Origin of the sequence: Streptomyces sp. OR43 (genome assembly GCF_008042275.1) — a bacterium.
Lineage (GTDB): Bacteria > Actinomycetota > Actinomycetes > Streptomycetales > Streptomycetaceae > Streptomyces.
Genome location: NZ_RDBK01000006.1, coordinates 50001 through 51570, shown reverse-complemented (window position 1 = coordinate 51570; position 1570 = coordinate 50001). Strand labels below are relative to the sequence as shown.

Genomic DNA, 1570 nt, shown 5'->3' with positions numbered 1-1570 from the left:
GTACGGGGTGGAGACGAGCCGGGGCCGCCCCGGCTCGTCTCCACCCCGTACCCCCGACCCGCAAGGAACCCCATGGACCTCCGCCTGAAAGGCCACCGCATCCTCGTCACCGGCGGCAGCTCCGGCGTCGGCCTCGCCACGGTCCGCATGCTGCTCGACGAGGGCGCCCGCGTCGCCACCTGCGGCCGCCGCGCCGACGCCCTCACCCAGGCACTCGACGGCCTCGCCGACCCGGACACGCTCTACCACGCACCCTGCGACGTCCGCGACGAAGCCGCAGTACAGGCCTTCACCGAGGCTGCGGCCGACCACCTCGGCGGCCTCGACGGCCTCGTCAACAACGCCGGCGCCTCCCGGATGAAACCCTTCGCCGAGACCACCAACCACGACTGGCGCGACGAACTCGAACTCAAGTTCTTCGGCGTCCTCAACCCCCTCAACGCCGCCCTGCCCCACCTGCGCGCCTCCGGCCACGCCTCCGTCGTCAACATCAACGCCGTCCTCGCCAAACAACCCGAGACGGCACTGATGACCACCAGCGCCGCCCGCGCCGGCATCCTCAACCTCTCCACCTCCCTGTCCAAGGAACTCGCCCCCGACGGCATCCGCGTCAACTCCGTCTGCCTCGGCCTCGTCGACACCGGACAGTGGGAACGCCGCTACGCCGCCTCCGGCAGCCCCCTCGACTACACCGCCTGGCAGACCGCACTCGCCGCAGACCGCGGCATCGCGCTCGGCCGCCTCGGCAACGCCGACGAAGTCGCGTACGCCGTCACCGCCCTCCTCTCACCCAGGGCCTCGTACATCACCGGCACCACCGTCGACGTCTGCGGCGGCGTCAACCGCGCCGTCGCGTAACCCACATCCCCACACCCCTTCAGGAGCACCCGACATGACCCGACCCAACGGCGGCGACCTGCTCGTCGAGACGCTGCGCGCACTCGGCGTCGACACGGTGTTCGGCATCGTCAGCGTGCACAACCTGCCGCTCGTCGAAGCCGTCGACCGCGACCTCCGCTTCGTCCCCGTCCGACACGAAGCCGCGGCCGTCAACGCCGCCGACGGCTACGCACGCGCCACCGGCAACCTCGGCTGCGCCCTCACCAGCACCGGTACGGGAGCGGGCAACGCCGCAGGATCCCTCATCGAATCCCTGAGCTCCGGCACCCCCGTCCTCCACATCACCGGACAGATCGACAGCGAGTACCTCGGCTCCGGACGCGGCTTCATCCACGAGACCAAGGATCAGCTCGGCATGCTCCGCGCGGTCTCCACCCACGCCGTCACCGTCACCGACGCCGCATCCGCCGGCGACATCCTCCGCGACGCCGCGGSCGCGCAGCGTCTCGACGAGCAGGTCGCCGCCGTTGGGTCGGGTCATGTCGGGTGCTCCTGAAGGGGTGTGGGGATGTGGGTTACGCGACGGCGCGGTTGACGCCGCCGCAGACGTCGACGGTGGTGCCGGTGATGTACGAGGCCCTGGGTGAGAGGAGGGCGGTGACGGCGTACGCGACTTCGTCGGCGTTGCCGAGGCGGCCGAGCGCGATGCCGCGGTCTGCGGCGAGTGCGG

The 1570-nt window shown here is 71.3% G+C and carries 2 protein-coding genes and 1 pseudogene; 2 read left to right on the top strand and 1 reads right to left on the bottom strand.

The window, feature by feature from the left end; all coding sequences use genetic code 11:
* Nucleotides 1–72 precede the first annotated feature (72 nt).
* A complete protein-coding gene (locus tag EAO72_RS03305) occupies nt 73–858 on the top strand; it encodes an SDR family oxidoreductase (protein WP_148015697.1) in 786 nt (261 codons plus the stop codon).
* A gap of 34 nt (nt 859–892) precedes the next feature.
* A pseudogene (locus EAO72_RS03300) lies at nt 893–1339 on the top strand (thiamine pyrophosphate-binding protein); the annotation flags it as partial.
* Nucleotides 1340–1415: 76 nt separating this feature from the next.
* On the opposite strand, the gene EAO72_RS03295 reads toward EAO72_RS03300, so the two are convergent.
* The coding region (locus EAO72_RS03295) for an SDR family oxidoreductase (protein WP_148015757.1) at nt 1416–1570 on the bottom strand (155 nt) is incomplete at its 5' end.